This window comes from Acinetobacter sp. Ac_5812 (assembly GCF_013072695.1).
GTDB lineage: Bacteria > Pseudomonadota > Gammaproteobacteria > Pseudomonadales > Moraxellaceae > Acinetobacter.
The window spans coordinates 1-24191 of record NZ_LXUK01000007.1 but is presented as its reverse complement, the minus strand read 5'-3'; the positions used below and the strand labels follow the sequence as shown (position 1 = coordinate 24191).

The window sequence follows — 24191 nt, the reverse complement described above, 5'->3', positions numbered from 1 at the left end:
GTTTGAGTGATGTGGAGAGATAGAAATGAGTGCAGAATTAGAAATCATTGACTTGAAAGTAGGTGAAGGTAAAGAAGCGGTTCGTGGTGCTTTGATCACGACTCACTATACAGGTTGGTTGGAAGATGGAACCAAGTTTGACTCGTCTTTAGATCGTGGCAATTACTTTGAAACTGTGATTGGTACAGGTCGTGTGATTAAAGGTTGGGATCAGGGCATTATGGGTATGCGTGTGGGTGGAAAGCGCAAGTTGATCGTACCTGCACATTTGGCCTACGGTTCACGTAAAATGGGCAAAATCATTCCAGCCAATGCTAATCTGACTTTTGAAATTGAATTATTCGATGTAAAAACACGCGACGAATAACCAGTTTTGATTGAATGAATTGAAGCGGTTTAGTTTTTTTAGGCTAAATCGCTTTAAAATCATAAAGATAAAATAATATTAATAATTGTATAATAAGATTTTGATTTTAAAACATTTCTTTCATCTGAATTTTATTACAGCCCAAGAAAAATATATTGATTCTGTATACAGTCCTGTATATCTTTGAGTTAAAAGAGCAATTTTTCTATGACCCTTATTGTTAAAGCATAAATCGGTATTCTCAGGGTGCGAAATATTGTGCTTTAGGTGACGATAGGTTGATGGGGGTAAGTCAGCTATAGTTCATCGATGATAAAAATGTGGCAAAAAGTAATGATAAGAATTTGAGTGAGTAGAGGTCGATATGAATGATTATTTGGATATCACTGCATCAGAACTATTAAGAGAGTTAGATCATTTTTTTCTGATTGATACCCATGATGGCGCCCAGACTGGTTTTTGGGTCAATGAAAAAGCGCTGACGGACAAACACTACTGGATGGATGGGGATTATAAGGTTGAAATCCTTAGGTCTTTACAGCCTTCGCATCAGTATGCGCCACATGATTATAAAATCACGCGTTTGGCAGTAGGCGAAAATGACAGTAATGTAGTGTTATTGGACTATGATGGGGTGCATAAAAAAATTCAGACTTTCCGCCGTGGTGAATGGGTGAACCGTCTGAATAAATATTTTTACCAAAAAGAGCGCCACTATTTACAGCAGCTTGCAGATCATCCCAACTTTCAATTAATACAGTATTAATCTCGTATAAGGATACTTAAATGCCCCTAATTCAAATTTTGAAATAGGGGTTGGTGTGCTTACCAAAAAATATTCAATTAAAATGTGATTGATTTCATAAAAAATACATTTAAGTTTATTTTCAGCTTTTAAAATTATAAATACAATCCGTACTTCCAGCTGACCATCAAAAACATCTTATTTTTCCATAAAATTGTAAGATGATGCAGGCATGATCTGCGATCAGCGAATTTCTAATCTTGAGACGATATCTCTATGACAACACGTTTAGTGTCCCCAACTTTAAAAACTGTTTTAGGTCTTGTGTTTGGGGTGGTTGCCTGCACCACAACTTTTGCGGCAAATCCAAAAATTGATGCAACCACATTGACAGTCATTGGGTATCACGAAATCACAGAACGTAAAGATGCCTTGATTCCAAGTTATGCCGTGACAGCAAAGCAGTTCGGTGAACATATTGATTGGCTGAAAAAAAATGGCTATCACTTTATCAATGTTGATCAACTGATTAAGGCACATCAAGGTAAATATAAACTGCCGACTAAACCTATTTTGCTGACGGTGGATGATGGCTATCAGTCGTTTTATCAAAATGCCTATCCGATTATTCGTGCGAAAAAGGTTCCAGTGGTTTTGGCTGTCGTGGGGTCTTGGTTAGAACCTAAAGCGGATCAGAAAGTTGATTTTGGTGGTGAGCTGATTGAGCGCAATAAAATCTTGAGTTGGGATGAGCTGAAGGAAATGCAGAACAGTGGTTTGGTTGAAATTGCCAGCCACAGTTACCATTTACATCAAGGCATTAATGGTAATCCGCAAGGAAATTCAGAACCTGCGGCGATTACGCGCATTTATGACCCCAAAAGCAAGAGCTATGAAAGTGATGCAGCTTATCAAGCCCGTGTTTATCAAGATTTAAAAACTAATAATGATCTTTTAAAAACACATGGTTTACGTTCACCGCGTGTGATGGTATGGCCGTATGGCCGTTATAATATGCAATTGGTACAAACCGCCAAACAGTTGGGGATGCCGATTACCATCACTTTGGATGATGGAGCAGACCACGCCAAGCAATCACTACAAAATATGAGCCGTATTTTAATTCAGGGCAATATGTCGACCAGTGCTTTGGCGCAAGAGATTAAAAATCGTGAACTGAATCTGAATGACAATAATCGACCGCAAAAAATTATGCATGTCGATTTAGACTATATTTATGATCCGGATGAGAAGCAGCAAGAACGTAATCTTGGTCATTTGATTGACCGTATTAATGGCATGGGCGTGAACACAGTCTATCTACAGGCTTTTTCTGATCCTGATGCCAATGGTTCCGCCGATATGGTGTATTTCCCAAATCGTCATATTCCAATGCGTGCAGATTTGTTCAATCGTGTGGCTTGGCAAATCCAAACCCGTACGCCTGTACAGCGTTTATACGCATGGATGCCACTCTTGGCGTGGGAACTGCCTAAGACTGACCCAGTGTCGAAAGATTTAGTTGAAACCCAACAAGCCAAAGCGGGTGAGCATTTGAATATGGGCTATATCCGTCTCAGTCCATTCTCGCCAGAAGCTCGTCAGACCATTAAAGAGATTTACCAGGATTTAGCTAAATCAACGCCGTTCGATGGCTTGTTGTTCCATGATGATGTGACATTGTCAGATTATGAAGATGCCAGTCCTGATGCGTTGGCGGCGTATGCCAAACAAGGCTTACCAACTGACCTTGCTAAAATTCGTGACAACGATGCCGACTTGCAAAAATGGACGGCTTATAAAACCAATTATTTAGATGATTTTGCAATGGAGTTGGCAGGCGAGGTTCGTCAGTATCAACCATTCCTAGTGACTGCTCGTAATCTTTATGCGCAGGTGGCGTTAAATGCCTATGCGGAAAACTGGTATGCACAATCTCTAGAACAATCACTAAATCGTTATGATTTTACTGCGATTATGGCAATGCCGTATATGGAGCAATCGGACAATCCAGCTAAGTTCTATTCAGATATCATGAATCGCGTGAAGCAGTATCCAAACGGCATTAAAAAGACCGTGATGGAGTTACAGGCGGTAAACTGGCGCAATGACCAAAAAGTGCCATCTGAAGAAATGGCTGCGACGATTAAGTCCTTATATGAACAAGGTGCAATGCATGTGGCATACTATCCAGATGATCCGATCAAAGGACATCCAGATGTTGAAACCATGCGTAAGGCTTTTGGTCTAAAATCATCTCAATTAGTACCATAGTCGAGTAATGTAGATGAGTTGGATTGCTTTATTGTGGTCATATGCCATTAAGTTTGTTTTTTACTATCCATTATTTATGTCGTATTTGTGGATGGTGGGGGCACTTATTTTCTATTGGAGAGAGCGTCAAGATCCTCCCTATCAGCAACCTGAGGCCTTACCTGAATATCCTAAAGTTGCGGTTTTGGTTCCCTGCTTTAATGAAGGGGATAATGCTGAAGAAACCATTAGCCATGCACTTAAGCTGGATTACCCTAACTTTGAAGTGATTGCGATTAATGATGGTAGTTCTGACAATACGGGTGAAGTATTAGATCGATTGGCGGCACAGTATGAAAAATTACGTGTCGTACATCTGGCACAGAACCAAGGCAAGGCCATGGGGCTACAAGCCGGTAGCTTGATGACCGATGCAGAATTCCTGATCGGGATTGATGGTGATGCTCTGCTTGATCCCCATGCTGCCAAATGGATGATGCGTCATTTCTTGGAAGATCCAACAGTGGCAGCGGTAACGGGTAATCCGCGTATTCGGACACGTTCGACTTTACTTGGACGCATTCAGGTCGGGGAGTTTTCCTCAATTGTTGGTATGATCAAACGCGCCCAACGAAGCTTTGGTCGTTTATTTACCGTATCGGGTGTGATTACCGCTTTTCGTAAAAGTGCCGTGCACCAAGTCGACTATTGGTCACCAAATATGTTGACTGAAGATATTGATATCACTTGGAAGTTGCAGCGCGCAGGTTGGGACGTCCGTTTTGAACCAAATGCCTTGGTGTGGATCTTGATGCCAGAAACCTTAAATGGTCTATGGAAGCAACGTCTACGTTGGGCTATGGGCGGTGCACAGGTCTTGGTTAAAAATATTGATGTGTTTTTAAAGCCTAAACTTAATTTTTTATGGCCTTTGATGTTTGAACTATGTTTGACACTCATTTGGTCATATTTGATGCTTATTATGGCAATCATCTGGTTATTGCATTTTATCTTTGCAATTCCAGCACTGGCGGTGGTGAGCTCGCCATTTTTACCCTACGGCAGTGGAATTTTATTGGGTGCGACCTGTTTAATTCAGTTTGCTTTAAGCAAATGGATGGATAGTCGTTATGAACCAAACCTTGGGAAAAATTATTATTGGATGATTTGGTACCCGTTTGTGTTTTGGTTGATCACAATTACTGCTACAATCGTCGCCTTTCCAAAGGTACTGTTGCGTAATGATGAGAAACGTGCCCGTTGGATTAGCCCAGATCGTGGAATTCGTTGAATCCTAAAGATTCATTTTGCTGAGTAAAAAGCAATGAAAGCAGATAGCTTGATTATTGATGTGCGTCGCCAACTCCCATGGCATAAACGTTACTTCTCAACCACCACCACTGCAATGATGTGGGCGGGCTGGTTGTTGTTATGGCGACCATTTATTTTGGTATGGGTGTTGGTTGAATTACAAAAGACCCATATCGCACAGCGTTTAATGTCTGCATTTAGTGATGGCATTGAGCACGGTGTAACGGCATTATTTATGTGTGCGGTTGCATTATTGCTTTGGAGTTTGTTACCAGCAAAACGTGTGCATCAAAAGCATGCTGTTGAAAAGACCTTGCCTGATTATGCGCGTTATTTCGAATTGCCTGAGCAAGAAATTCAGGTTGGACGCCAGCAGAAGGTCAGCATCGTCCATCATGATGAGAATGGTAAGATTGTTCGCGTAGAATAAGACTTATTTTTCTAAATTAAGAATATCAAATGCCTTAATTAAAAATTAAGGCATTTTTTATGTCTGAAATTTATGATCAGATCATAAATTTCAGACATAAAAAAACCAGCTTTCGCTGGGTTTTTATTTGCACCATCTTTCACTAGTTGAAAGATGGTGCCCGAGGCCAGACTCGAACTGGCACGCTTTGTGGGCGGGGGATTTTAAATCCCCTGTGTCTACCGATTTCACCACTCGGGCATGTGCGCAATAATAGAGGACACTTTAAAACTTGGCAAGAGCAAAACCTGCTATTTGCTTTCTTTTCAATCAATTCATGTGCTTATCTGATGAAAATTAAGCACTGTCATATAACTTTCATGATTCTTTCATCAAACTGAGATCAAAGCTTCATTTAAGCCGATTAATTTAAGTCATTTATTTATAGTGATAAAAGTTAAGGTAGCTATCCAAATGACAGCAAAAATTTCACGACGGGAACTTATTCAAAAAAGTCTATTCGGTTTCGGGGCGTTGTCTTTATCTGCAGGTTTTACAGGATGTAATGACAGTTCAGATCAAGAGACAGCAACATTACAAGTGAATTTTGAACATGGGGTTGCCAGTGGTGATCCTTTACAAGATCGCGTGATCTTATGGACGCGTTTGACGCCAAGCGAGAGTAGTGCACGTCTGCAAGTGACATGGGAAATTGCGTTAGATCAGAAATTCAAACAAATCATTAAAACCGATAAAGTCACGACAACGGCTTCACAAGATTTTACTGTGAAGGTGGATGCAACAGGTCTAAAACCAGATCAAAGCTATTTCTACCGTTTTATCTTTGGTGATAAGACCTCACCTGTGGGTCAAACCAAGACTTTGCCAAGTAGTGCGACAAAAGTCAGTTTTGCGGTGTGTTCATGTTCAAACTATCCAGCAGGTTATTTCTATGTATATCGCGAAATGGCCAAGCAAAATGTCGATGTAGTGATTCATTTAGGTGACTATATCTACGAATATGGTGCAGATGGCTATGCAGCAGAAGATGCGGCTAAATTGGGGCGAAGCCTAGCTGCAGATAACAGTAAAGAAATTATTAAATTGGATGATTATCGCAAGCGTTATGCGCTCTATCGTAAAGATAAAGACTTACAGGCATTGCATCATCGTCACCCATTTATTGTGATTTGGGACGATCATGAGTTAGCTAATGATGCATGGCGAGAAGGGGCGGAAAATCATCAGCCGAACGAAGGACCTTTCCTTGATCGTAAATTGGCAGCTCTACAGGCTTATTTTGAGTGGATGCCAATTCGTCCTGTCGATGATCAACATACCAAGATTTATCGCCAGTTCGATTTTGGTAATCTGGTTCAATTAACGATGTTGGATACGCGTATTATTGCGCGTGATGAACAGTTGGACTATGCCAACTATATGACAGCAAATGGTTTGGATATTGCAAAATTCCAAGCAGATTTGACCAATCCAACACGTACTCTAATGGGCTATACCCAACGCGATTGGCTGATTGGAAAACTGCAACAGTCAAATGCAACATGGAATGTACTGGGTCAGCAAATTCTAATGACCAAGATGTTAGTTCCTGCTGAGCTGCTGCTTGCTTTGGCTGAAATTACTGCAGGGAATCCAACTGCCGATACTTTAAATAAGATGAATGCCCAAATCACTGAATTAGTAAAATTGAAACTTCGGTTATTACAAGGTGATCCGACTTTAACAGCACAAGAAAAAGCACGTGTTTTGACAGTTGCACCTTATAACTTAGATGCATGGGATGGTTATTTTGCTGAGCGTGAGATTGTGTATGCTGCTTTGGCACAATTAAAGAAAAAAGTGGTGGTGCTGGCGGGAGATACGCATAATGCATGGTCATCAAATTTATACAGTAAAGATGGTGCATTCGTTGGGGTAGAGTTAGCAACTAGTTCGGTGTCTTCACCAGGTTTGGAAAAATACTTAAATATTCCATTGGCACAACTGCAACAGTTTGAATTTGCATTCACAACTTTGATTGATGAGTTAAATTACTGCAATTTAAATCAAAGAGGCTATTTGATTGTTCAATTTGATGCTGCACAAGTTCAGTCACAATGGATTTATGTCGATTCGATCAAAAAGCCTGAATATGTGATTGATAAAACACGGGGCTATCAATTAAGTTTGGATAAAAACTTATTGCCTGTGAAAACAGGGCAGCAAGTGGCTTAAGTTTCAAAGATGGTAGGAAGCCAAGTCAATGAACTTGGCTTTTTATTATCTGTCCTTAAATTTTAGACATAAAAAAACCAGCTTGCGCTGGATTTTTATTTGCACCATATTTCATTAGCTGAAAGATGGTGCCCGAGGCCAGACTCGAACTGGCACGCTTTGTGGGCGGGGGATTTTAAATCCCCTGTGTCTACCGATTTCACCACTCGGGCTTTACCAATGGAGGCGGAGGTCGGAATCGAACCGGCGTACACGGAGTTGCAGTCCGCTGCATGACCACTCTGCCACCCCGCCATCTCTTGGTGATGCACATATTAGCAATCTTTAAAAAAAAAACAATAGTGTTTATTGCGAATATGGACATAAAAACAACATCTAAAAGAATATTGCTCAAATTATCATGTATTATTTACGCAATTGATTCATACCCACTTTGGAGATGCGCTGTGGCATTGGTTTTAGACGGTCGTGCATTAGCAAAACAAATTGAAACGGATTTGTTGGTACGTGTAGAAGCATTAAAAGCAAAATCGGGGCGTACCCCAATCTTGGCAACCATTTTGGTTGGTGATGATGGTGCATCTGCCACTTATGTGCGTATGAAAGGGAATGCTTGCCGCCGTGTTGGTATGGACTCTCTGAAAGTTGAGCTTCCAAAAGAAACCACAACTGAACAATTATTGGCTGAAATTGAAAAATTAAATGCCAATCCAGATGTACATGGCATCTTGTTGCAACATCCAGTGCCTGAACAAATTGATGAAAGAGCATGTTTCGATGCGATTTCGTTGGCGAAAGATGTGGATGGTGTGACGTGTTTAGGTTTTGGTCGTATGGCAATGGGCGAGGCTGCATATGGTTCTGCAACGCCAGCTGGCATCATGACCATTTTGCAAGAAAACAAAATTGAAATCGCAGGTAAACATGCGGTTGTGGTTGGGCGTTCTGCTATTCTGGGTAAACCAATGGCGATGATGTTATTACAAGCCAATGCAACTGTGACCATTTGCCATTCTCGTACTCAAAACCTTGCCGACTTTGTAAAACAAGCCGATATCATTGTTGGTGCAGTCGGTAAAGCTGAATTGATTCAAAAAGATTGGATTAAGCAAGGTGCAGTTGTGGTTGACGCGGGTTTCCATCCACGTGATGGTGGTGGTGTTGGCGATATTCAATTAGTCGGTATCGAAGAAATCGCGTCTGCTTATACTCCAGTACCAGGTGGTGTGGGGCCGATGACGATTACCACTTTGATTCGTCAAACTGTAGAAGCCGCTGAAAAAGCATTAGCCTAAAGATTAATAACCCCCTCGCGAAGAGGGGTTTTTTAGAATTAAACAAATATGAGCTGTACTTTTCAATTTGCCAAAGCACCTAAACATTTGCTCGATGCTTTGCATCAGGTGATTCCTAATACTGATTTATTGGCACAACAATTACCTGAAACGCCGATTTCACTCTGGTTAATTCCCCCAGTATTCCCAACCGACCGTTTAGATGATGAGGTGATTCGACGGATTTGGAATGAAACGCCGTATTGGATTTTTTGTTGGGCTTCTGGTCTAGCGATGGCACAATGGCTATTGGCTGAGCCGCATCATGTTAAAGATAAGGTGGTTTTAGATTTTGGTGCAGGTTCAGGTGTGGTTGCGATTGCGGCAAAAATGGCAGGGGCTAAACGTGTGATTTGCTGTGATATCGATCCAATCAGTCTGGCGTCATGCCGTGAAAATGCATTACTGAATGATGTTGAGCTTGAATATTTGGACGATTTGTATCAGTCCGAGCAGGTTGATGTATTACTGGCAGCAGATGTGTTGTACGACCAATCCAATCGTTTCTTTCTGGATGAGTTCTTAAAGTTTGCACCTGAAGTATGGGTCGCTGATAGTCGAGTCAAAAACTTTAGTCATCCCCAATATCTAAAAATTGACGAACGTAGTGCAAGCACTTGGCCAGATTTGGATGAAGCCAAAGAATTTAGAAACGTCAGTTTTTACCGAACCAAATAAATATTTCTTGTTAAAAAAGAACAATAGGGTGGAGGTTATCAAATCTCAACACAATCGCCTTACCACGCATGCTAAAACATTGAAATGAAATAAACAGATGGCCTTTGGGCTGATATATCGCAGAATGTTTAAAAAAGGAACGCGTATGAGTATTCAGCAGATTGATGATGGGAAACATGGTGCATTTAAGTTGTTCGAAGGCGAGGTGCTTGCTGGTGAGATGGCATACACATGGGCAGGGGATAGCATGCTCATTATTGACCATACCGATGTAAGTGATCAATTTCGTGGGCAGGGTGTCGGGCATAAATTGTTAAAGGAGTTGATCGCCTTTGTACGTGAACGTCAGGTGAAAGTCATTCCTTTATGCCCATTTGCAAAATCGGTGTTTGATAAAGATCTTTCGATTCATGACGTATTGAAAGGCTAGGCTGAGTTGGATGTATTCTCAATGCTGAAATACATCCATTTTCACTGATCAGATTATAAAATTAAGAACAGGTATAACGAACCACTTTAAGTGTGCTTGGACGTGTTTCAAGTGCCTGACGGGTTGCATAGCCTTCACTATTATTCAAATCTGGCGAATTAGATAAACCAAATGTTGCGCGGCTATTACCGATTTTTACGCCATATTGCTCTTGTTGGGTTGGATTGACGATTTCATTGACACTCAATACTGCAAGTTTATAGGTTTTGTCTGCACCTAAAATTTGTTTGCAGGCATGTTGTAATTTTTTTTCATCGAGATCGCTATTGCTACGTGCCGCGAGGGTATAGGCAACAGTCGCGGAAGTGGCCGTTTTATTTTCAATTTGATAACCCGTTGTACCATTGTATTGATGTGGACTACTTTGACAGGCTGCAAGAACAAGAGCACCGCTCATAATTAACAATAAATTGGTTTTTTTCATATCAATGATCCTGTTATTTCTGGTTTTAGTATCGCATAAAATAAGTTTTTTATTGTGAGGAATCTTTAAAACACAGGCTATTCATCGTTTTTTAGCTTCAAATATAAAGAAAGAATTTTCGTTTTCGAACAATTTTGCATATAATCTGCCAAGTTTTTTATTTAATACAGAAGTCATTGCTTTTTTGTAGTATTTGAGCCCGTTTTTTAACGGGCATTTAATTTATTGCACTATACATAAGCAAGTCTGGATAGGTATGTCATGATCTCTACAGATAGTCAAAAGAAATACGTGGTTGCATTTGACCAAGGTACAACCAGTTCACGTGCGATCGTATTGGATCACGATGCGAATGTCATCAGTATTGCTCAGCGTGAATTTACGCAAATTTACCCACAACCAGGTTGGGTTGAGCATGATCCAATGGAAATCTGGGCAACGCAAAGTGCGGTATGGGTTGAAGCTTTAGCGCAAGCAAGTATTTCTAGCGAGCAAATCGCAGCGATTGGGATCACCAATCAGCGTGAAACCACTGTCATCTGGGATAAAAAGACAGGTAAACCTATTTACAATGCAATTGTATGGCAAAGCCGCCAAAGCAATGAGATTTGTAATCAACTGCGTCAAGATGGTTGGCAAGATTACGTTCATAAAGTGACTGGTTTGGTTCTTGATCCGTATTTCTCTGCGACTAAAATTAAGTGGATTCTGGATCGCGTTGAAGGTAGTCGTGAACGTGCAGAACGTGGCGAGCTTTTATTTGGTACCATCGATACATGGTTGCTTTGGAAATTGACCAATGGCCAAGTTCATGTGACTGACTATACCAATGCATCTCGCACCATGTTATTCAACATCGAAACGCTTGAATGGGACGATAAACTGCTTGAAGCGTTAAATATTCCTAAGGCGATGTTGCCTGAAGTTCGTGGTTCTTCTGAAGTCTACGGTTATACACATACCATTAGTGGTCAAGAAATTGGGATTCCAATTGCAGGTATTGCAGGGGATCAACAAGCCGCATTGTTTGGACAAATGTGTGTTGAAGCGGGTCAGGCAAAAAATACCTATGGTACAGGTTGCTTCTTGCTCATGAATACAGGCAAACGCATTGTGCAATCTAATCATGGTTTATTGACCACAATTGCCTGTGGTCCGCGTGGTGAAGTGAACTATGCATTGGAAGGTGCGGTGTTCAATGGTGGTTCATGTGTGCAATGGCTACGCGATGAACTTAAAGCGATCAATGATTCGCATGATTCTGAATACTATGCAACCAAAGTAAAAGACAGCAATGGGGTCTATGTGGTGCCTGCATTTACAGGTTTAGGTGCGCCATATTGGGATCCGACAGCACGGGGTGCGATCTTGGGGATTACCCGCGGTGTAAGTATCGAGCATATTATTCGTGCCACATTGGAGTCGATTGCTTATCAAACTCGTGATGTGCTGGATGCCATGCAGCAAGATTCAGGTGAGAAATTACGTACCTTACGTGTCGATGGTGGTGTGACTGCCAATAATTTCTTGATGCAATTCCAAGCCGATATCATGGGGACTTCAGTTGAACGTCCTGCGATGAAAGAAACAACGGGTATGGGTGCAGCATTCTTGGCTGGTTTGGCTGTCGGTTTCTGGTCGGATTTAAACGAATTGAAGAGTAGAATGACCATCGAAAATACCTTTGTGCCAGAGTGCAGTCAGGATGTGACTGAAAAACTCTACAAAGGTTGGTTAAAAGCCGTCGGACGCACTCGTGATTGGGCGGAAGACTAAGCTAAAATAGACCGTTTAGTATGACTTAAAACAACATAGGATGGATGAGCATGAGCTTGATACTACGCCAACAAAAAACCCTCGAACTAGTAAGAGAGCGTGGCTATATCAGTATTGAAGAACTTGCTCAACATTTTGATGTCACCCCACAAACCATCCGTCGTGATATTAATCAATTGGCGGATGAGGGCTTGCTAAGACGTTATCATGGTGGTGCCGCGCATGATTCAAGTGTGGAAAACACTGAATATACGATGCGTGTTGGTCATATGTTGGAACAAAAAAGAACAATTGCAGCCGCTGTGGCTGCTGCTGTTCCTGATTATGCCTCTTTATTTATTAATATTGGGACCACAACCGAAGCAATTGCACATGCATTGTTGAACCATACGGGTTTAAGAATCATCACCAATAATCTTAATGTCGCCAAAATTCTCAGTACCAAAGAAGACTTTGAAGTATTGATTGCCAGTGGGCGTGTGCGTCCAGATGGTGGTGTGATTGGTCAGGCTACAGCGGACTTCTTTAAGCAGTTTAAAGCAGATTATGCTTTGGTTGGGATTAGTGGGATTGAAGAAGACGGTACTTTGCTGGATTTTGATTTCCAAGAAGTATGTGTCTCTCAGGAAATTGTTTCCAGTGCCCGACAAGTGTTTCTTGCTGCGGATAGTAGTAAGTTTGGTCGTAATGCGATGATCCGTTTAGGTTCACTTAAGCAAGTCGATTGTATTTTTACCGATCAACAGCCGAATGATGAATTTATGAAAACCATTCGAGATTTAGATGTTGGCTTGATTGTTGCCCAATAAATCTTCATTTTCGAACAATTTTATTCTTTTGAAATAAACTTTTTTAGTTACAGCTCTTTTTAAGAATCAGTTTTGAAAAATGTTTGATTTGTCAATTTTATTTTATAGGTATATAACCTCATTGTTTTTATAGTTTTTTATTATGTTAGTTTAAAAACATAGATCACATAGTTTTGAATGAAATATGATTCATGAAAATTAATCATATTTCATTCTATTTTTGAAAAATGAAAATCAACTTTTATTGAAATATCAAATTAGTTTTAGTAAAAATTATAGCGTAATTGTGTCTGAACATCTTCCAGATGGATAGCGCGGAACAACCAGTGAATAAGTTTCTGTTAAGAAAGCACCTCCATTGGGTTTAATTTGATTACGTTTATAAGTACATTTAATCCAATAAGTATCAGGTTCGGATTTAATAAGATACCACGGTCCCCATTGTTTTGGACCATTATTGCCAATAACTGAATCAGCAGAGGTAATTGTACTGATTGATAGAAGTGAGAGGAAAAATGATATAAATAATATTTTAATCTTATTCATAATAGTGATCTCGATGATTGTTAATAATTTAATAGTAAGTTTTATTTTAGATATTCTAAAATAAATGTTTATTTAAAATAAAAATTTATTTTACAATCTACTCACAATATAAATTATTTTATCAAAAGGTAAAATAAATATTTTTTATTAAAAGTGTGTCGTTAATTTATAATTTTTTATTTGTACTGAATTGTGATTATTTCAAATAAAATATCTGATGCTTTTGGCTGGATGATAAAGGTTGCTTAGGTTTTATTCTATTTACTTTTCAATTTTCTTTTTTGCGATTAAGTTGTTTTTGATTAATAGCTTTCAATTTTGACCATTTATCTAAAAATGCCTATCAATTGGCATTTTTTTGACGTTTTTTTATTGTTTGTTTTCATTTTACATGTTTAAATGTTCGTTATTGAACAATAATGAAAATTTGCGGTGACTTATGCAAACTTCTCCTCAGTCTAACGACAAAATTTATGACCTCGCTGTAATCGGTGGTGGTATCAACGGTGTTGGTATTGCAGCAGATGCATCAGGTCGTGGCTTATCAGTATTCCTATGTGAAAAAGATGATTTGGCCAGCCATACATCTTCTGCAAGTAGTAAGTTGATCCATGGTGGTTTACGTTATCTTGAACACAAAGAGTTTCGCTTAGTACGTGAAGCGCTGGCTGAACGTGAAGTATTGTTGGCAAAAGCACCACACATTATCCGTCCCATGCGTTTTATCATGCCGCATCGTCCACACTTACGCCCAGCGTGGTTGATTCGTACAGGTTTATTCTTTTACGATCACTTGGGCAAACGTGAAAAGTTATTGGGTTCGAATAACGTTTATTTTAAAGAAGACAGCCCTTTAAATACTGCAATTACTCGTGGTTTTGAATATTCAGACTGTGCTGTAGATGACTCTCGTTTGGTGGTGTTGAATGCCATGCATGCCCGAGAAAAAGGGGCTGATGTTGTGACGCGTACCCGTTGTCTATCTGCACAACGTGAAGGTCAATACTGGATTGTTGATTTGGAAAATGAAAAAGGTCAATTCCAGATCAAAGCCAAGGCTTTAGTGAATGCGGCTGGCCCTTGGGTGGCACAATTCATTAAGCAAGATTTACAGCTTAAATCACCGTATGGCATTCGTTTGATTCAAGGTAGTCATATCATTGTGCCTAAGCTGTATGAAGGTGATAAAGCTTTTATTATGCAGAATGATGACCGTCGTATTGTGTTCGCAATTCCGTATTTAGACCAATACACCATGATTGGTACCACGGATCGTGAGTATCAAGGTGATCCTGCGCAAGTCAAAATTACCCAAGAAGAAATTGATTACTTAATTGAAGTAAGTAATGCACACTTTAAGAGCCAATTGACACAAGCTGATATTATTTCGACTTTTGCTGGTGTACGCCCATTATGTGATGATGAGTCGGACAATCCATCTGCAATTACCCGTGATTATACTTTGGCTTTATCGCAAGAATCGGAAGATCAAGCCCCATTACTGTCTGTGTTTGGCGGTAAGTTAACCACGTATCGTAAGTTGGCTGAGTCTGCCATGCAGCAGCTCAAAGCTTTCTTCCCTGAGATGAAGGGCAGTTGGACCGCGACAGAAGCTTTGCCTGGTGGCGAAAATATGGCATCTGCTGAGCAGTTGGCAAATGAAATCCGTGCACAAGTGACGGATACGTCTGAAGCGTTAGCAAAACGTTGGGCATCTGCTTATGGTTCACGTATTTGGAATATTTTAGGTGAGGCAACTTCTGTTGAGCAGTTAGGTCAGCATTTTGGTCAAGGTTTGTATGCGAAAGAAGTAGACTATTTATGCCGCTTTGAGTGGGTAACGACTAGTCAGGATATCCTGTGGAGACGTTCAAAGCTTGGCCTCAACTTTGCACCAGCTGAAATCGAAAGCTTAGATGCATATTTAGCAAATAAACCAAATACCACGGTTGCTGCTTAATCGTTCGCAATAAAAAAGCCCCTTTGAATAAGGGGCTTTTTTACTGGTCTTAATTAGTACTTGAAGCGGAAGGCAACGGTGTAATTTGCAGGTGCGCTGTAGAAGGCTTGCCCGTCAGTAAAGCTGTTTAAGTATTTTTTATCAGTCACGTTATTGGCATTGGCTTGGACCGAAAGATTTGGACTAATGTCATAACTTGCCATCAAATTCAGCAAGGCATAATCACTTTGTTTGAGGTAAGTGCTATAGCTTGGGTCAAAACGGGTGATTTTACTTTGCCATTTTACACCTGCACCAACTTTCAGTTTTGGTAGCTGAGTAGGGGAATAGGTGGTTAAAAGATTAAAGCTTTGTGTCGGGTTGTACGTTCTTGCTGCACCACCATTTTTCAGATCTTGCAGGCTAAACTGAGTGTAGCCGAGAGAAACATTGACCTGATCGGTTAATTGCCCAGCCAGCCCAACTTCGACACCTTGTGAACGTAGATCACTGATTGCTGAAGTACGATTCAGAGGGTGACTATCTGTTGGGCGAAGTGGGTAATTATTCTCTTCAGTTCTAAACACCGCCAATGTTCCTGTCAGCCTATTGTCTAACCAAGAACTCTTAAATCCGACTTCATAGCTTTTTCCTTTAATCGGATCCGCAACTTTTCCTGTTTTTTCATCGACTGCAGTTTGCGGTCGAAAAATCGAGGTATAACTCATATAACCCGTATATTCAGGGGTGAAGTTATAGGTAATGCCTGCATAAGGGGAGACTTTACTTTCATCATAAACCATGGGTGCATCGTAACTTGTACCTTCGCTTTTGGCTTTTACATAGTTTGCCCCTAAGGTAACTTTTAGATCATCGTTAAGGTGAAGGCGTGTTGCTGCATAAACCGATTGGTTGCGTTGTGTATAGTCTGCGGTCTGAGAAAAATCAGACCAAGTGACATTGTTGGGAGTCCAGCTTGCCCAATCTGTGGTGTAAGGGACATTATCGGCATAGTTAATATTACTGTCGTGCAAAGTGCCATTTTTTGCATGGTCATTTTGATGGCTGTTTGAGAAGGTATAGCCGATGATTGCTTCATGCTCTTGATTGAACAGGTCAAATTTGCCTTGTAGATTTAAATCGGCCGTATGTAGTTTATTATTTTCTAAAAAGCCGCTTGGTGTTAGCGAAATGCCTGAGCCATCCGCATTTGGATAGCCATAGTAGTAGAGCAGTTGGCTTTTACGATCTTTCTCATTGTAGTTATAGCTTAGGTTGGCAGACCAAGTTTCTGATAATTTTTGTTTTAACTCAAAAAATGCATTACGTGAAGTGTTGTCCCAATAGGTCCAATCTGGATTAGGATTATACGAATGATCATAACTGATTTGTTTACCTGTAGAATCCATCAGCGGTAAAGCCCCCCAGTTATTGGCATTGGGCTTATTTTTTTCTTGGCTAGCACCAACGGTTAGTAAGGTATTCTCTCCAAGATCAGCTTCCAAAATTCCCGCAATGCCATTTTTCTCAGAGCTATAACGGTCTAAGTTTGAATCCCCTGTTTGTTGGAAACCAGACACACGGCCGCGAACAGCACCATCCGCTGATAAGCGGCCTGAGGCATCTGCTTCATAGCGCTGCGTATCCCATGAACCATAGCTTAAGCCAGCGTTGGCTTGGAACTCTTTGGTGGGGCGTTTACGGATGTAGTTAATGGTTGCACTTGGATCACCAAATGCATTGGTCAGTGCATCTGCACCTTTAATCACTTCAATGCGATCATAAAAATAGCTGTCAGGATTGGTGTCATTATAATTCCATTCACTAGAAGGGAAGCCGACACCATCGACTAGAATATTTGAGATTTCAAAGCCACGTGCCATATATACCGAGCGCTCAGTTTCTAGCGAGTTTACGGTTACGCCGGGGGTGTTATTTAAAACATCTCTTGAACTGGTCAGGCCGAAATCTTCAATTTGCTGACGTGTTACCACATTGATGGTTTGTGGAATTTCTTTGGCTTCAATATCGAGTTTGGTGGCACTTGAACTATTTTTAATACTATATGCTTTAGTTTTCTCGCTGATATCGCTGTCCTGAGTTGCTTGGACTTTGATGGTTGGAAGTTGTTGAGATTCCCCGTCAAGTGCATAACTATAAGAACTGATACTGACTAATGTTGAGATGGCTAAAAACAGTGGAGTGCGTTTAAACAGCGGGGAAGAACTCATAGCTACAACCATGTAAATGAGAAATATTATTGTTACAATTATTGTTAATGTTCGTTAGTTTTGCAATTTATTTTAGCTAAAGCTTAATGGGAATACCTAGGGTGGTGTGGAAAGTTGATAGGAATTTTCGAAATTTGAGCAATAAAAAAAGGCCGCTGTAGCGACCTGTGATCAGTTATGTCCAGTCAAATGTAAATAGGACACGTCGAGTTTCGGGTTGGTAAAACATCAAGATATTGTCGGCACCATGATTGCAATACTCCCAACCGGATGCTGAGGCAATAAAATAATAACGTCGTTGCTGTTGGTCAAAGATGTGTACAAAACAGTTGTCATCTTGTTCCATATTTTCTAATTTAAGTTGTTCTTCAATCGGGTAGCACCAGTTTCCATATTCAGCATCACCACCCAGTTGATTGAGTAAAATGGTGGGTTTGTCATTTTGATAATTGACATCAGATGTGCTAACCACTCTTTTTTGTTCTAAGAAGCGTTGTTTAACCTGTCTAAAGTCTTCATGCATTTCTTGACTGTGAGTCAAAACCTCAGTGTATGAAGGATGGTTTTTATTTTCTAAAATAAAATAGTGTTGATCAGCCAGCCAATGATATTGAGACTGCTCATCCAACTGTAAAATAAACCAATTTTCATGTGCAAATTCGTTATAAAACTCAGCAGTTTCTGAGCCGATGTAGCATTCATAAGGCTCAATTGGATTGACTAGATGAATCCAACCTTGCCATTCAGGATTGATCTGGGAAAGGTCAATCGAAATGAGGGGGAGTAAATGCTTTGCGAGAAAAGAGTCTTTGGCTGCAAAAATGGTGTCTGAGTCTGGGATTAATTTTAAAAAATCTTGTGCAATTGTAATGTCTTGCTGCATAACTTTTCCTGTTTAAATCGATGAGATACAGATCTCTTTATATTTTTTTAACGGACTTTTTCTGGCACATTAAAGTCTTTATTTGTTCATCATTCGCTGAATGAAAATCACTTTTGAGGCTGTTAGTTTATTATAGTTTTGCAATGTAAGATGGCAAAAAAAGGCCGCCGAAGCGACCTTTTCTAATCTCCTTAATCCTCTTTAATCAAGAGGGATGGAGGAGTTAAGCAGATTTAACAGCTGCTAATAATTCATTTTGACGATCTTTAAGTGCTTGAGGTAAGCGAGCACCAAGTTTAGTGAATAACTCAGTGTGGCTTTCAAGTTCTTTGATCCATTGATCTTTGTCTTGAGCTGTAACAGTGTTGAATTGCTCTTTAGAAAAGTCAATACCAGTCCAGTTCAACTGTTCGTAAGTTGGAACATAACCGATTGGTGTTTCAGTCGCTTCAGCGCGGCCTTCACAACGATCAATGATCCATTCAAGAACACGCATGTTTTGACCGAAACCTGGCCATACGAAGTTGCCTTCAGCATCACGACGGAACCAGTTTACGTTGAAGATTTTTGGTAGTTTATTACCAGCAGCTTCAGCTTTTGCACCAACTTCTTGACCAAGTTGTAACCAGTGACCGAAGTAATCAGCCATGTTATAACCCGCAAATGGAAGCATTGCGAATGGGTCACGACGAACAATACCTTGTTGACCAACCGCTGCTGCAGTTGTTTCAGAGCCCATTGTTGCTGCTTTATAAACGCCATCAACCCAGTCAAATGCTTCAGACACTAAAGGCACTGTATCTGCACGACGACCACCGAAAATGAATGCAGAGATTGGTACGCCTGCTGGATTTTCCCAGTCAGCGTCAATCGAAGGGCATTGACCAGCAGAAACAGTAAAGCGCGAGTTTGGATGCGCTGCTTTTTCGCCTTCAACGTATGGTTGACCTTTCCAGGTGATCAAGTCTGCAGGAACTTCTTTAGTTAGACCTTCCCACCATACTTCGCCATCTTTAGTCACAGCAACGTTGGTATAAATCACATCTTTATGCATAGTTGCGATGCAGTTCGGGTTAGTTTTGGTATTTGTACCAGGCGCAACACCGAAGAAACCAGCTTCTGGATTGATTGCATATAAGCGACCATCTTCACCTGGTTTGATCCAAGCAATATCGTCACCTACAGTTTCAATCTTCCAGCCTTCGTAACCTGCTGGTGGAATCAACATCGCAAAGTTTGTTTTACCACATGCAGAAGGGAATGCTGCTGCGATGTAGTGTTTTTCACCTTGTGGATTGGTCACACCTAAAATCAGCATGTGTTCAGCTAACCAGCCTTGCTCACGGCCCATTGCAGAAGCAATACGTAATGCTAGGCATTTTTTACCAAGTAATGCATTACCGCCGTAACCAGAACCGTAAGACCAGATTTCACGCGTTTCTGGATAGTGAACGATATATTTTTCGTTGTTACATGGCCAAGCAACATCTTTTTGACCATCTTTTAATGGTGCAGCAACAGTGTGTACGCATGGGATAAACTCACCATCTGTACCTAACACGTCATAAACTGCTTTACCCATACGTGCCATTTTAGTCATGCTGACTGCAACGTAAGGTGAATCTGTTAATTCGATACCGATGTGAGCAATGTGGCTTCCTAAAGGACCCATCGAGAAGGGAACCACATACATGGTACGGCCTTCCATTGCACCGTCAAATAATCCATTTAATTTTTCGCGCATTTCTGCAGGAGCAACCCAGTTGTTTGTTGCGCCAGCATCTTCTTCATTTTGCGAGCAGATATAAGTACGGTCTTCAACACGAGCAACGTCAGAAGGATCAGAATTTGCAAGATAAGAACCAGGATGTTTTTCTTGGTTAAGTTTTTGCATGGTGCCGTTAGCGATCATCAAGTCCATGAGACGTTGATATTCTTCTTCGCTACCGTCACACCATTCGATTTTTGCTGGTTTGGTCAATTTTGCAATTTCTTCCACCCATGCAATCAGCTTAGGGTGACGAACGAATTCTGGTGCGTTCACTTGGGTCATGGTGATGCCTTTTTAAAGTGTGTACGACGTACAAATTCTATCCACTGGATGGCAGTGAGACAGATGAAGTAAAAAAAGTGGCTGTATTAAAGCATAAAATCATAAAAAATATAAGACTAAAGAATAGGTAGGTGTGTAAGGTAGAAAATGTTGAATTGTGATTATAACATTGTTTTTTAATAACTTTATTATTCTATATTTTGTTATTTTGTTTTTTTATATGTAATATTTTTTTTATAAATTTCTTTGTTAATCAGTGTTTTAATTTATTTTTAATTTTTTGAGAATTGTTATTGATTATATGAATAATGTTCATTCAAAATTTACATAAACTTGCTTTTATTTGTTGATTTTGTAAACAAAAATAGGCTTATCAAAAGCCTTAAGATTGATGCGAATGAGTCGGAATTTACAGCCTTTATCTATTATTTATAATCAAAAATCAGGTTTCCATGCTGCGCAGCAAGATGATGAATATGAGCGCCTCATGACATATTGGACACAATATGGGTTTGAAATTCAGGTTTTTGAATTAAATCAGCAGGTTAATTTTGATGACATGATGAGAACTGTTTTGGCTAGGCATCAACAGACTGAATTACGTGGGGTTGTGGTTGCGGCTGGGGGAGATGGAACTTTGAATGCGGTTGCAAAACAGTTAATCCATACGGATATTCCGATGGGAATTATACCGCTAGGTACCTTTAATTATGTTGCACGGGCGTTGAATATCCCGATTGATGTTGCGCAAGCGGCAGAAGTGATTGCAACGGGTAAGATACAAGCAGTACACGTTGCTGCAATCAATGATCAAATTTATCTCAATAATGCGAGTTTAGGGCTGTACCCTTTATTTATAAAAAAACGTGAATTATATAATCAGCGACTTGGACGTTTTCCGCTAAATGCTTATACATCGGGTTTGGATGTATTACTGCGTGAACATAAATCCTTAAAACTTGCGGTGACTATTGATGAACAGCGCTATCCAGTAGCGACCCCTTTAGTTTTTTTTGGTAATAATCAACTGCAACTGAGTGATATGAAATTAAGAATTGCAGAATGTGCTGCGAATGGCAAGTTAGCAGGGGTTGTTGTTGCCAAAAGTGATCGTTTCAGTTTAATGAAAATGTTATGGAAATTGGTTCAGGGCAAAATTGATCAAGCTTCTGATGTGTATTCATTTTGTGCCGAACATATACTGGTCAATTGTAAAAAGCCAAAATTAACGGTGGCAATAGATGGAGAGCTTATGGAGATGGACACCCCATTAAAATTTTCAGTGAAAAAATCTGCGTTAAAAGTGATGGTTCCGAATGATATTACACCTGTCTGATCTACATTTTGGAACGGAACGTGAAGGTTGCATTCAAGCGATAAAGCAATTTTGCCAACAACATCGTCCTGAAGCCATTGTAGTCAGTGGTGATCTCACACAGCGTGCGCGTTTTAAGCAGTTTTATGCATGTCGCCAATTTCTAGATTCTCTCAACCTTCCTTATATTGTTGTTCCGGGTAATCATGATATTCCGCTGTACCATGTCTGGAACCGTTTTTTTTCGCCTTTTGTACGTTATCAAGCTTTTTTTGGCCGCTTAGAAACGACCTTAGAAACCGAACATTTTTATATTGTCGGGATGAACAGTATCCGTCGGCGCTATCATACACGAGGGCATATTTCGCTTGAGCAAATTCATGAGACCTATGAAAAGTTAAGCAATGCACCCTCCAATAAAATAAAATTGGTAGTCTTTCACCAACCTTTTTATACCTTCCCTAATGAACATGGTGATAAAGACTGTCCCGTTCTTGGAAAAATTGCTTTAGAAAAATGGGGGGCAACCGGGCTATTTGGTTTATTGCACGGACATTTGCATAAAGTCGCTGTGCATGATTTAAATCAAATTTTTCAGTTGGGATTTGATCATCCAATTTTAGATATCCATGCAGGCACAGCGACTTCAAATCGATTACGCTTTGGATTAACCAATAGTTTTAATGTAATTTCGGATGATGGCAAGATTGAGCATTATTGGTTTGATGAAAGCTTAGGGGTTTTTCAAACCTCGTCAGGGCATTGATTGACAAGAGAAAATTATAATTTTTTTATTATGTGTGAATTATCATCTAATTAAAGATGTTTAACTAATGCAAGCTTATCAGAATAAGAAAAATGTAGCTTTTCATATTATTGAATTTAATTGTTTTATTTTTTTGATTATGGCAGTTTTTTTAAGAAAGAAAAAGTGAATATTATAATCTTAATAATATAAAACAGCACTATACAGATAAGTATATTCCTCATTTGAGGAATATAACCGTTAAAATAAAACACATAAAATATTTCGAGAGTCCGTAGGTTTTACTTCTCATGCTTTTTGAGATAGGGAGCAAAAGACTTTAGATTTTATTAAATACTTTAAAAAACATATATATGCGAAAAAGTTAGTGAATACGAAAACTTTTACGCTTTCTGCATGCTGAAGGGTGATAAAAATGACACGTATATATTTGGTAGATAAAAATATTCATAAAATGGGAACAGCAACAGCGTCTTTAGCACCAATACAATTACCTCTGGATCAAGGGCTAATGACAAAGTTTGAAATTAACCCGGAACAAATTTCCTCAATTGTTCGGGTCGGAAACAATGCAATTGTACACTTAAAAGATGGTACGCAAGTTATTTTGGAGGGCTTCTTTGCTCAGGAAATTTTACCCATTCCATTACAAGATGGACAAAGTCTTTGGGCAACATGGGTTGAAGATGGCATCACAGAAATACCACAGGATGATTATTTAGTATTAGATGGTGTTCCACCGAATGCAGTTATGTCAGATAGTTCTGTTGTAGCGCCAGAGAGTTTAACTGCAGAAATACCTGCTGCAATTGGAACTAATGCGGTCATTACTGCCAGCAGTCCAGTTGGGGCTTCTGTTGCAGCAGCGTCAATTCCAACTTGGGCTTTGGTTGCAGGGGGTATTGCTGGTATTGGTGCGATTGCTGCCGCTGCGAGTGGTGGAAGTGGTGGGAATAAAAATAATGAGTCTACGCCAGATACAACAGCACCAACTCAACCTCAAAGTGGTTTCACAGGAAATCATGATGGTAAAACGATAACAGGCCAAGCTGAAGCTGGAAGTACAGTGTTTGTTAAAGACTCAACAGGTAAAGAGTTAGCAAAAACTATCGTTGGAGCAGATGGTCAGTTTAGTGTGACTTTGGTGAAAGCATTGACCAATGGTGAAAAGGTAAGTGTTACGGTTAAAGATCCTGCGGGGAATGAGAGTAGTGCCACAACTATAACGGCACCAGATACAACAGCACCAACTCAACCTCAAAGTGGTTTCACAGGAAATCATGATGGTAAAACGATAACAGGCCAAGCTGAAGCTGGAAGTACAGTGTTTGTTAAAGACTCAACAGGTAAAGAGTTAGCAAAAACTATCGTTGGAGCAGATGGTCAGTTTAGTGTGACTTTGGTGAAAGCATTGACCAATGGTGAAAAGGTAAGTGTTACGGTTAAAGATCCTGCGGGGAATGAGAGTAGTGCCACAACTATAACGGCACCAGATACGACAGTGCCAATAGGGGGAACATTAGGCTTTAAGAGTTTAAGTGATACAGGTTCTTCTGCAACGGACCGAATCACCCAAGATAAAGCCTTTAATTTAAGCCTGACAGGTCAAGAACAGGGCACAACAGTT

The 24191-nt window shown here is 40.0% G+C and carries 20 protein-coding genes and 3 tRNA genes; 15 read left to right on the top strand and 8 right to left on the bottom strand.

Features of this window, described 5'->3' with window-relative positions; all coding sequences use genetic code 11:
• Nucleotides 1-25: 25 nt before the first annotated feature.
• The 5 genes from A7P55_RS05595 to pgaD all read left to right on the top strand — a co-directional run bounded on the left by A7P55_RS05595 (nucleotide 26) and on the right by pgaD (nucleotide 5106).
• Complete coding sequence (locus tag A7P55_RS05595) at nucleotides 26-367, top strand: FKBP-type peptidyl-prolyl cis-trans isomerase (RefSeq protein WP_004652009.1); 342 nt, start codon at nucleotides 26-28, stop codon at nucleotides 365-367.
• Nucleotides 368-731: 364 nt separating this feature from the next.
• Nucleotides 732-1133 (top strand): hypothetical protein, encoded by a 402-nt coding sequence (locus A7P55_RS05590; RefSeq protein WP_004801498.1) that lies wholly within the window; start codon nucleotides 732-734, stop codon nucleotides 1131-1133.
• A 255-nt stretch (nucleotides 1134-1388) separates the two neighbouring features.
• Nucleotides 1389-3386 (top strand): poly-beta-1,6-N-acetyl-D-glucosamine N-deacetylase PgaB, encoded by a 1998-nt coding sequence (gene pgaB / locus A7P55_RS05585; protein ID WP_171551409.1) that lies wholly within the window; start codon nucleotides 1389-1391, stop codon nucleotides 3384-3386.
• 13 nt (nucleotides 3387-3399) lie between these two features.
• Nucleotides 3400-4656 (top strand): poly-beta-1,6-N-acetyl-D-glucosamine synthase, encoded by a 1257-nt coding sequence (gene pgaC, locus A7P55_RS05580; protein WP_171551408.1) that lies wholly within the window; start codon nucleotides 3400-3402, stop codon nucleotides 4654-4656.
• 33 nt (nucleotides 4657-4689) lie between these two features.
• Nucleotides 4690-5106, top strand: coding sequence for a poly-beta-1,6-N-acetyl-D-glucosamine biosynthesis protein PgaD (gene pgaD / locus A7P55_RS05575; RefSeq protein WP_171551407.1), 417 nt, complete (start codon nucleotides 4690-4692; stop codon nucleotides 5104-5106).
• A 154-nt stretch (nucleotides 5107-5260) separates the two neighbouring features.
• Here the strand turns inward: pgaD and A7P55_RS05570 are convergent.
• Nucleotides 5261-5346: transfer RNA gene (locus A7P55_RS05570), tRNA-Leu, on the bottom strand.
• A gap of 213 nt (nucleotides 5347-5559) precedes the next feature.
• Here A7P55_RS05570 and A7P55_RS05565 point away from each other — a divergent pair.
• On the top strand, nucleotides 5560-7320 hold the full coding sequence (locus tag A7P55_RS05565; RefSeq protein ID WP_171551406.1) for an alkaline phosphatase D family protein: 1761 nt from the start codon (nucleotides 5560-5562) through the stop codon (nucleotides 7318-7320).
• Nucleotides 7321-7446: 126 nt separating this feature from the next.
• Here A7P55_RS05565 and A7P55_RS05560 read toward each other — a convergent pair.
• Both A7P55_RS05560 and A7P55_RS05555 read right to left on the bottom strand, forming a co-directional pair.
• Nucleotides 7447-7532 (bottom strand) — tRNA-Leu (locus A7P55_RS05560).
• An 8-nt stretch (nucleotides 7533-7540) separates the two neighbouring features.
• Nucleotides 7541-7614 (bottom strand) — tRNA-Cys (locus A7P55_RS05555).
• Nucleotides 7615-7766: 152 nt separating this feature from the next.
• Here A7P55_RS05555 and folD point away from each other — a divergent pair.
• From folD to A7P55_RS05540, 3 genes are all read left to right on the top strand, one after another.
• On the top strand, nucleotides 7767-8615 hold the full coding sequence (gene folD / locus A7P55_RS05550; protein ID WP_171551405.1) for a bifunctional methylenetetrahydrofolate dehydrogenase/methenyltetrahydrofolate cyclohydrolase FolD: 849 nt from the start codon (nucleotides 7767-7769) through the stop codon (nucleotides 8613-8615).
• 48 nt (nucleotides 8616-8663) lie between these two features.
• The gene (locus A7P55_RS05545; protein ID WP_171551404.1) at nucleotides 8664-9332 is read left to right on the top strand and encodes a 50S ribosomal protein L11 methyltransferase; all 669 of its coding nucleotides are present in this window, start codon (nucleotides 8664-8666) and stop codon (nucleotides 9330-9332) included.
• A 145-nt stretch (nucleotides 9333-9477) separates the two neighbouring features.
• A complete protein-coding gene (locus A7P55_RS05540) occupies nucleotides 9478-9762 on the top strand; it encodes a GNAT family N-acetyltransferase (RefSeq protein WP_005322836.1) in 285 nt (94 codons plus the stop codon).
• A 61-nt stretch (nucleotides 9763-9823) separates the two neighbouring features.
• Here the strand turns inward: A7P55_RS05540 and A7P55_RS05535 are convergent, their stop codons facing one another.
• Nucleotides 9824-10246, bottom strand: coding sequence for a hypothetical protein (locus tag A7P55_RS05535; RefSeq protein ID WP_004801483.1), 423 nt, complete (start codon nucleotides 10244-10246; stop codon nucleotides 9824-9826).
• Nucleotides 10247-10507: 261 nt separating this feature from the next.
• Between A7P55_RS05535 and glpK the strand changes: the two genes are divergently transcribed.
• Together glpK and A7P55_RS05525 are read left to right on the top strand one after the other, a co-directional pair.
• The gene (gene glpK / locus A7P55_RS05530) at nucleotides 10508-12022 is read left to right on the top strand and encodes a glycerol kinase GlpK (protein WP_004801481.1); all 1515 of its coding nucleotides are present in this window, start codon (nucleotides 10508-10510) and stop codon (nucleotides 12020-12022) included.
• A 50-nt stretch (nucleotides 12023-12072) separates the two neighbouring features.
• The gene (locus A7P55_RS05525; RefSeq protein ID WP_004652022.1) at nucleotides 12073-12831 is read left to right on the top strand and encodes a DeoR family transcriptional regulator; all 759 of its coding nucleotides are present in this window, start codon (nucleotides 12073-12075) and stop codon (nucleotides 12829-12831) included.
• 273 nt (nucleotides 12832-13104) lie between these two features.
• On the opposite strand, the gene A7P55_RS05520 is transcribed toward A7P55_RS05525, so the two are convergent.
• On the bottom strand, nucleotides 13105-13377 hold the full coding sequence (locus A7P55_RS05520) for a hypothetical protein (protein ID WP_171551403.1): 273 nt from the start codon (nucleotides 13375-13377) through the stop codon (nucleotides 13105-13107).
• Nucleotides 13378-13816: 439 nt separating this feature from the next.
• Between A7P55_RS05520 and glpD the strand changes: the two genes are divergently transcribed.
• Nucleotides 13817-15337, top strand: coding sequence for a glycerol-3-phosphate dehydrogenase (gene glpD / locus A7P55_RS05515; protein WP_171551402.1), 1521 nt, complete (start codon nucleotides 13817-13819; stop codon nucleotides 15335-15337).
• A 53-nt stretch (nucleotides 15338-15390) separates the two neighbouring features.
• On the opposite strand, the gene A7P55_RS05510 is transcribed toward glpD, so the two are convergent.
• From A7P55_RS05510 to A7P55_RS05500, 3 genes are all read right to left on the bottom strand, one after another.
• A complete protein-coding gene (locus tag A7P55_RS05510) occupies nucleotides 15391-17559 on the bottom strand; it encodes a TonB-dependent siderophore receptor (RefSeq protein ID WP_171551401.1) in 2169 nt (722 codons plus the stop codon).
• Nucleotides 17560-17722: 163 nt separating this feature from the next.
• Nucleotides 17723-18430 (bottom strand): hypothetical protein, encoded by a 708-nt coding sequence (locus A7P55_RS05505; RefSeq protein ID WP_171551400.1) that lies wholly within the window; start codon nucleotides 18428-18430, stop codon nucleotides 17723-17725.
• Between the two features lie 223 nt (nucleotides 18431-18653).
• Complete coding sequence (locus A7P55_RS05500) at nucleotides 18654-20483, bottom strand: phosphoenolpyruvate carboxykinase (GTP) (RefSeq protein WP_005296119.1); 1830 nt, start codon at nucleotides 20481-20483, stop codon at nucleotides 18654-18656.
• 397 nt (nucleotides 20484-20880) lie between these two features.
• Here A7P55_RS05500 and A7P55_RS05495 point away from each other — a divergent pair, with 397 nt between their 5' ends.
• The 3 genes from A7P55_RS05495 to A7P55_RS05485 all read left to right on the top strand — a co-directional run.
• Nucleotides 20881-21819 carry a diacylglycerol kinase family protein gene (locus A7P55_RS05495; protein WP_171551399.1) on the top strand — a complete coding sequence of 313 codons (939 nt, stop codon included), beginning with the start codon at nucleotides 20881-20883 and terminating at the stop codon, nucleotides 21817-21819.
• Nucleotides 21800-22564 carry a metallophosphoesterase gene (locus tag A7P55_RS05490; RefSeq protein ID WP_171551398.1) on the top strand — a complete coding sequence of 255 codons (765 nt, stop codon included), beginning with the start codon at nucleotides 21800-21802 and terminating at the stop codon, nucleotides 22562-22564. Before A7P55_RS05495 ends, A7P55_RS05490 begins: the two co-directional genes overlap by 20 nt.
• Before the next feature lie 415 nt (nucleotides 22565-22979).
• The coding region (locus A7P55_RS05485) for an Ig-like domain-containing protein (protein WP_171551397.1) at nucleotides 22980-24191 on the top strand (1212 nt) is incomplete at its 3' end.